The following is a 6,918-nucleotide window of genomic DNA, read 5'->3' as shown; positions in this document are numbered from 1 at the left end:
GCCGGTCGACCGCGGCGCGCAGCGCCTCCCCGGCCTCGGCGCGATAGGCCGCGGCCAGGCCGGCCAGGGCCTTGGCCAGCCCCGCCGCATCCAGCCCGGCCGGGCCCAGCGCCGCCAGCGCCGCGGCCAGGCTGGCCCGCTGCTCGACCGGCAGCGGCGGGGTCAGCGGCGGCTCCAGCTCGATGGTGGCGAGGCCCGAGGGGCCGCTGGCGATGGCGACCGAGGCGCCGCGCTGCGCCTCCGCCCCGTCGCGCGCCGACAGCACGCCCCAGCCGGCCAGGCAGGTCAGCGGAATGCCCGGCAGGCCGCGGCCCTCGGCATCGGTGACCTGGAAGGTCAGCCGCAGCCCCTGCCCCAGCCAGGGCCGCGTCACCGCGGGACGGATCGCCAATCGGATCGGCAGCGGCGCCGCCATGGCGGTCAGCCCGGCCGCAGGTTGAGGAACTGGCCGAGCACCGCCATGTCGGCCTTGCCGCCCAGCGCCGTGTTGGCCTGCTTGGCGGCCGCCTGGGCCTCGATGGCGATGTTCTCGGCGCGGCGCACCGGGCCGTCCTCGCGCAGCAGCTGGTTGGAGAATTCGGCGGTTTCGGCGCGGACATTGTCGAGGATGCGGACCTCGCTGGTGGACAGCTTGGTGTCCAGCTCGGCGCGGATGGCGCGGCCCTCGGCGCCGGCGGCGATCGGCCCGCTGGCGGCGGCCTTGCCGATGGCGGCGCCCAGCCCGACATCCTGCGCCATCATCGGCGTCACCGCCTGGCTGAACAGCAGCCCCTGCTGCGCCTGCAGCCCGCCGCTGACGCTGTCGACCAGCTGCTCCATGAAGGTGACCGGGCGGCCGTCGCCCGCCAGCGTCTGCACCGCCTGCTGCGCCGCCTGCAGCATCTTCTGCCGGCCGAGCAGCCCGCGGCCCAGCGTCTCCTCCTGCACCACCTCGAAGATGCCCTTCACCGCCTCGCCGAAATCGACGCCGACGCGGCCGCGGAAACGGTCGCGGTAGCGGTCGACCAGGATCGGCGGCGGCGGCAGGTAGTCGATGATGGTCCAGACATGCACCCAGTCGCGGAAGATCACCTCGATGGCGCCGACCGCCTGGGCGCCGTCGGCGCTGGCCGGATCGGCATCGGGCTTCAGGAAGGCCAGCACCGTGGTCGGATAGTCGCGCCAGGTCAGCCGGTTCACCGCACTGGGCAGCGCGTAGTTGACGACGGAATTGCGCAGGTGGTGGCCGTCGACGAAGGACTGCATGACATTGGTGTCGGCCCGTTCATAGGCGGCCGAGATGGCGCCGAAGGCCGGGCGCACGCTGTCCGAGGCCGGCGTCGGAGCCGAGAGAATCTGCTGCGCCACGGTGGCGCCGCCGACCATGGTCTGCATCACCGCGTTGATCTCGAGCTCCTGCTCCTCGGCGAAGGATTCCGCCTGTTCCGCCCGCAGCAGGACGCGCGCCTCGCCCGCCGCATTGACCTGCACCGAGACGCTGCGCCCGCCCGAGCCGCTGCGCGAGACGAAGCCCGAGGCCGGCTTCAGCGAGCCCCAGAGGGTCACGAAATCGATCCAGGGCCGCGTCGCCGCATTGGCCAGGTCCAGCCCGGCGCCGTCGATCTGGGCGATGCGGGCGACGATCTCGCCCCGCTCGCCGACGGCGAAGGTGGCGCGCGTGGTCTGCAGGTCGATGCGCCGCAGCCGCTGCCGCAGGGCGGTGGCCAGCCCCTGCAGCGGTACCAGGCTGGCGGCGAGCGTTGCGAGCTGCGCCTCGGCCGCCGTGGCGCGCGCGGTCAGCGCGTCGATCCGCGCGCCGAGCCCGCTCTCCAGCCCGGTCAGCTGCGTCTCGATGGCCGCGATCAGCCCGTTCCAGTCGGCGGCCCGGACCAGCTCGCCGGCGACCTTGCCGGCATAGTCGTCGACCAGCTCACCCATGCTCGCCTCCCCTGACCACGGTCTCGCCCAGCGCGATCCGCACCCGCACCCCGGCCGGCCGCACCCGGTCCAGCCCCTGCTGCAGCCGGTCCAGCACCGGATCGGCCATGGTTTCCGTCGCCGCCGCCGGCTGCAGCCGCAGCGTCACCGAGAAGGCGGCGCGCGGCTGCCAGCCGATCCAGATCTTTGCCGAAGGATCGAAGGAGAAGACCTGGTCTTCTTCTTCACTGACGCCGCCTGCGAGGAAGCGCGCCTCCATCGGCGCCGCGGCTTCCTCCGGCGGCGGCAGCAGGCGGCCCTCGCGCGTCCAGGCCGGCAGGCTGCGCGGCGTGGGCGGATCGGCTTCCTCGACCTGCAGATAGCGCCATTGCGACCGGCCCGGCGGCAGCCGCGGCACGGCGGGGATGCCGCCGGTCAGGATCCGCGTCGCCTCCGGCCTGGCGCGACGCTGCAGCGCCGCGGGGGCGTCCTCGCTGGCGGTGAAGCGGCTGCCGTCGAAGCTGCCGAGCAGTCCCGTGGCGCCGTCGGTCCAGGCGATGGCCTGCACCGCCGCCTCGACGGTGGTCAGCAGCTCCGGCGTCGCCGCAGCGAAGCCCCCGGCCGTGCGCACCTGCCAGCGCGCCGCGTCGCGGTCGAAGCGCCAGTGGCGCGGCGCAGCCTCGGCCGCGCGCGGCAGCCGGGCGAGCGATCCGTCCTGCGCCTGGCGCCAGTCGATCCCGTCGAAGGTCAGCAGCCCGCGCCCGGTCGCGAACCACAGCGACTGGCGCTCGTCTTCCGCGATGGCCGAGACCGGCATGGCGCCGAGCTCCGGCCAGGCCTGCAGCAGCGTCGCATAGGTGCCGGCGATGCGCTGCGCCCGGTAGCGGGCGATGCCGGAAGCGGTGCCGATCCACAGGCTGCGATCGGCGCCGCGGCGCAGCGCGGTGACCGGCGGCAGGAAGCGCGCCGTGGGCAGCGCATCGGCCGCCGGGTCCCAGGGCGTCCAGTCGGGCACGGTCTCGTCGCCGCTGCCGCCGCCATAGACATGCCAGAGGCCACGCGCCGGATCATGGCGGAACAGCCCGGCCTCGCCGCCGAAGAAGACCGGGCCGTCGGCATCGGCCCAGACCGCGGCGAAGCGGGCCCGGGTCTCCGCGCGCGTGCCGGGGCCGAGCGGCTCGATGGCATCCTCCTCGCCCAGCCGCGCGCAGCCGGTCGCCGTCGCCAGCCACCAGCCCTCGGCACGCGCAAATCCCTGCACCGCGGGTCCGTCGACCGTGGTCGCCGCCAGCGGCGCCACCAGCACGGGGAGCCGCGCCAGCCCTGTGGCGGTGCCGAGCAGCAGCGTGTCGCCATCGACGACCATCGCCTGCAGCAGGGGAAGATCCTCCAGCGCCGCCGCCCAGGCCGTGCCGTCGAAGCGCCACAGCGCGCCGGCCGCCGCCCCGTTCACCGCCGCCCAGAGCGCCCCGTCCGCCGCCGCGACCAGGGCCACGGCGCTGTCCTCCGGCGCGCCGGTGGCCGCCGCCCAGGGGCCGGGCGCGGTGGGATCGGCCGGCAGCGCCGGCGTCGCCGTGTGGCGGGCCGTGGCGATGCCCTCGGCGCCGCCCAGCCAGGACGTAAAGGCGGGCAGGATGGCCAGCGCCTGGTCCGGCGCCAGCGTCCCGGCATAGGCGATGCCGACGCCCCTGCCGGTCGCGGGATCGAAGCGTTCCAGCATCGGCTGCTCGGTCGCCGCGATCCTGCCGGCCTCCGGCGCGACACCCTGGATCACCAGCATCGCGGTGCTGTCCAGCACCGCGCCGCTGTCGACGGCGAAGCGCATCAACGCGCCCAGCATGCCCTCCGGCGCGCCGCGCGAGGCCACGGCCTGCCAGCGGAGGGCAGCGGGCGCAAATTCCTGCAGCGACAACCCGCGTTCGGTCAGCCCGGCCGCCGCATCGCGATCCGCCGGCGGCAGGCTGGCCAGCGCCATGCCCAGCATTGCCGCCCGGCTGCCCAGCCCCTCGCGATACAGCGCCACCAGCCGCGCCACGCGGCGGCGGAATTCCTCCACCGTCTCCCGCGCCGAGTCCGGCTCGCGCCACGGCGCCAGGCCCAGCAGCGAGGCAAGGCGCGGCAGGTCGTCCAGATAGGGATGCCGCTGGGCCTCCGGCGCGCCGGGCAGCAGCGGCTTCTGCCCGGACAGCTGCCGCCCGCGCGCAACGAAGGGCGAGGTCAGCGCGCTGTCGGCATAACGGAACCAATGCGCCTGCAGGATGTCGCCGGCAGCGATCCCGGCGGAATCCAGCTGCGCCCCGGCGGCGCGCAGCAGCGCCGGCAGCAGCTCGGCCGCGCCGGCGACCGACAGCTCCGGCCGCCAGAGCGAGGGAAGCAGCGCCGCCAGTCGTTCCGCGCCAGCCATGTCGTTCACTCCTCCGGCTCGAGGCTGGCCTGGCCGACCACCAGGCGCTCGCCGCCGCTGAGCTCATAGCTGTCAGCCGGCGTCGCCAGGATCTGCGTCAGCCCATTGGCCTGGGCGATGAAGAGAGAAACGTCGTAGTCGCCGGCATCGCCCGGCAGCGGCGCGGCGCCGTCATAGCCGGCCAGGTCCAGCCCCTGCCCGACCGGCGCCGGCAGGATCGCCAGCAGCTTGCCGTAGGAGACGATCCGCGCCGGCGTGCCGTCGGTCGCAGGATCGGCGGCCACCCCAGCGAGATAGGCGAAGGCCGCTTCCAGCGCCGCGACGACGGCGTTGCGGTCCGGCGCCGCGGCCGCTGCCGGGAAGCGGATGACCAGATCGGCCCGCGTCGGCAGGGCCGGGTCGGAAATGCTCAGCGCCCGCAGCACCACCGGCTGATCGGCGAGGCTGAGCCTGCCGCCCGCCGCATCCAGCACGTCGACCGCCGCCCCCGTGGCCAGCCGCTTCTGGGCGGCCAGGATCGAGACGTCTTCCACGCCCTCGACGCGCAGCACCCGGCCGACGATCTGGTTGATGCTGGCATCCGACCTGATCGGCAGCGCCGCGAAGAACTCCTCGATGGCGCGGCGCACGGCTTCATGCGCGGCGGCGATGGCAGTGGGCGCCAGGCCCGCGCGCGTGACGAGGCCCAGGTCGATCTCCACCGCCGCCGGTACTGCAGCGCCCGTCACCTCCAGCCGGATGCCGGCCGGGCGCGCATCTTCCAGCGCCGCCAGCAGCTGCTCCTGGCGCTCCGGCGTCAGCCCCTCGGTCACGGGCGTGACGACGACGACGCCGGGGCGGTCGGCCGGCTCGGTCACCTCGCCCTGCACCAGCTGCCGCGCCAGCGCCGCGCGCAGCGCGCCGAGCGTCGCGCGCTCGCCCCCTGTCAGCGCGCCCTGGGCGCGGGCGCGCAGCGCCGCATCGGTCTCGGCGGCGCTGCCGCGGCGCGCGGGGGCCGGGTTGGTGACGCGGGCGATGCCGGCGATCGGCACGGCCAGCACCGTCAGCAGGTCGGCGGCGACGGGGGCATTGCCGGGCTCGACGTCGCGCGCCTCGACCTGGATGCGCGGCTGGCCGGGCGCGAGGGTGATCTCGGCCACCGTCTCGTATTCCACCTGCACCGCCGCATCGATGACGCGGGTGCCGCCGGGGATGGTGATGGCGCCCGGCGCGCCCTCCGCCCGGTCGAAGCGCAGCGTGGCCGTGGCGCGATCCGCCGGAATCCGCTGCACGCCAAGGAGAGAAACAACCTTGTCGAGCGCGCCGCCGCTGGCGCTGTCGACGAAGCCGGCATCCTGCACCGCCTCCAGCTGCGCCTGCAGCCGGGCAACCTCGCGCGCCATGGATTCGACCAGCGTCCGCGTGACGCTGCCGACCTCGAGATCGGTCAGCAGCGCGGCGGTGTCGCGTTTCAGGTAGTTGACCTCGATCAGCGTGCCCGCATCCGGCCGCGCGCCGCCCTTGCGCCAGACCAGGGCGGTGCCGTCGGACGCCATCTCGAAATCGGCATCCGCCTTGAAGCGGAAGGACAGGCCGTTGCGGGCGCCATAGACCGAGACCAGGCGGCGGGCCGGCGGCGCCTCCAGCAGGTGGCGCGGTGGCTCGCCGCCGGCGGGCGGCGGATAGGGATGCGGCTCGGCCGCGACGCCGCCGATCAGCGCGGTCAGCATGCCGTCCAGCACTTCCGGGTAGTCGCGTCGCCTGAAGGCCATGGCCCGCGCCCCTTCTCAGAGTTCCAGCGCCAGCGGCCCGAAGTCGAGGACCACATCCTCGCCGACGGGCACCAGCTGGATGCCGATGGTGATCATGAAGCGGTTGGTCGGATGCGGCGCGACCTGCACGCCGACGATGCGGGCGACGCGGCGCTCCTGCTTCAGCGCCTCGATGACGAAGAGCTTGGCCAGGTTGTGCGTCGTCGGGTTGTTCAGCGCGCCCACCACCTCGTGCAGGCGCGAGCCGTAGAGCGGATGGCCCAGCGCCGCCAGCTCGCCGCGCGGCGTCAGCAGCCGCGTCACCAGCGCCTGGGCCAGGTTGTCGCGCCCCTCGACGCTGCCGAGGTCGCGCAGCCGCAGGCCGCCGGTGCGCCGGCTTTCCGTCTGGCGCGCGCGGTAGAGCGACAGGGCGCGGCTGTCCACCAGCTCCAGCGCGACATCCCGGAAGAGGGTCTCGCCCGCCATTCAGCCCCCGATCATCACCGTGCCGACCGCCACCACCTGCCCTGCCGGCAGATCCGCGGGATCGTTGCAGGTGAGCACGATGTCGCCGTTGCGCGCGGCCGGCTTGCCGTTGATGCGCACCGTCATGCTGCCCAGCATGACCTGCCCCGAATTCTTGGGCGGAGACTGGAAGGGGCCGCCCTGTGGAACATGGCCTGGCGAATGGGTCGCGGTGCTGCCCTGCACCGCCGCGGCCTTGCCGCCGATCCTGACGTCGCTGCTGAGCCCGCCATCGAGCCTGCCGGCGAAGGGATGCGGCAGCGGCGTCGGCACCGGGCCGCCCGGCGTCGGCAGCATGACGATGTGGATATCCGTCGCCATCACCATGTCGTCCTGCTTCGCCGCCGGCTGTCCCACTGCCCC

At 74.6% G+C, this 6,918-nt stretch carries 6 protein-coding genes; all 6 read right to left on the bottom strand.

All coding sequences use genetic code 11. The features are described from left to right. The coding region (locus BKE38_RS02860; protein WP_207553472.1) for a hypothetical protein at positions 1 to 415 on the bottom strand (415 nt) is incomplete at its 3' end. A 5-nt stretch (positions 416 to 420) separates the two neighbouring features. After that, entirely contained in the window at positions 421 to 1,917 is a 1,497-nt protein-coding gene (locus BKE38_RS02855; RefSeq protein WP_076955863.1) for a hypothetical protein, read from the bottom strand. Further along, positions 1,910 to 4,300 (bottom strand): ligand-binding sensor domain-containing protein, encoded by a 2,391-nt coding sequence (locus BKE38_RS31745; protein ID WP_076955862.1) that lies wholly within the window; start codon positions 4,298 to 4,300, stop codon positions 1,910 to 1,912. The genes BKE38_RS02855 and BKE38_RS31745 overlap by 8 nt, the downstream gene beginning before the upstream one ends. Positions 4,301 to 4,305: 5 nt before the next feature. Beyond that, positions 4,306 to 6,051 (bottom strand): baseplate J/gp47 family protein, encoded by a 1,746-nt coding sequence (locus BKE38_RS02845; protein ID WP_076955861.1) that lies wholly within the window; start codon positions 6,049 to 6,051, stop codon positions 4,306 to 4,308. A gap of 15 nt (positions 6,052 to 6,066) precedes the next feature. Continuing rightward, positions 6,067 to 6,516: a GPW/gp25 family protein gene (locus BKE38_RS02840; RefSeq protein WP_076955860.1), complete on the bottom strand. Its 450-nt coding sequence runs from the start codon at positions 6,514 to 6,516 to the stop codon at positions 6,067 to 6,069. After that, positions 6,517 to 6,912 (bottom strand): PAAR domain-containing protein, encoded by a 396-nt coding sequence (locus BKE38_RS02835; protein ID WP_076955859.1) that lies wholly within the window; start codon positions 6,910 to 6,912, stop codon positions 6,517 to 6,519. Positions 6,913 to 6,918: the final 6 nt, after the last annotated feature.

The sequence above is a fragment of the Teichococcus deserti genome (assembly GCF_001982615.1).
GTDB lineage: Bacteria > Pseudomonadota > Alphaproteobacteria > Acetobacterales > Acetobacteraceae > Pseudoroseomonas > Pseudoroseomonas deserti.
This window is presented reverse-complemented; position numbering and strand designations above follow the sequence as displayed.

Excerpts from the sequence above, each read along its gene's own strand:
- BKE38_RS02855 (WP_076955863.1), bottom strand. The coding sequence starts at position 1,917 with ATGGGTGAGCTGGTCGACGACTATGCCGGCAAGGTCGCCGGCGAGCTG.
- BKE38_RS31745 (WP_076955862.1), bottom strand. The coding sequence starts at position 4,300 with ATGGCTGGCGCGGAACGACTGGCGGCGCTGCTTCCCTCGCTCTGGCGG.
- BKE38_RS02845 (WP_076955861.1), bottom strand. The coding sequence starts at position 6,051 with ATGGCCTTCAGGCGACGCGACTACCCGGAAGTGCTGGACGGCATGCTG.
- BKE38_RS02840 (WP_076955860.1), bottom strand. The coding sequence starts at position 6,516 with ATGGCGGGCGAGACCCTCTTCCGGGATGTCGCGCTGGAGCTGGTGGAC.